The 486-nt window shown below is 53.7% G+C and carries 1 rRNA gene; it reads right to left on the bottom strand.

Annotated features, from left to right (window positions below):
• Positions 1-486 (bottom strand): 23S ribosomal RNA (locus FE392_RS20495); the annotation flags it as partial.

Genomic DNA, 486 nt, shown 5'->3' with positions numbered 1-486 from the left:
GTTGAGCGATGGCCCTTCCATGCGGAACCACCGGATCACTAAGCCCGACTTTCGTCCCTGCTCGACTTGTAGGTCTCGCAGTCAAGCTCCCTTATGCCTTTGCACTCTACGAATGATTTCCAACCATTCTGAGGGAACCTTTGGGCGCCTCCGTTACACTTTAGGAGGCGACCGCCCCAGTCAAACTGCCCACCTGACACTGTCTCCCGGGTCGATAAGACCCGTAGGTTAGAATTTCAATACAGTCAGGGCGGTATCCCACCAGCGCCTCCACCGAAGCTAGCGCTCCGGTTTCAATGGCTCCCGCCTATCCTGTACAAACTGTACCAAAATTCAATATCAGGCTACAGTAAAGCTCCACGGGGTCTTTCCGTCCTGTCGCGGGTAACCTGCATCTTCACAGGTACTATAATTTCACCGAGTCTCTGGTTGAGACAGTGCCCAAATCGTTACACCTTTCGTGCGGGTCGGAACTTACCCGACAAG

The organism is Xenorhabdus santafensis (genome assembly GCF_033949405.1).
Classification (GTDB): Bacteria; Pseudomonadota; Gammaproteobacteria; order Enterobacterales; family Enterobacteriaceae; genus Xenorhabdus; species Xenorhabdus santafensis.
Note: the sequence above shows the minus strand (reverse complement) of the source record. Positions and strands in the feature narration are given on the sequence as shown.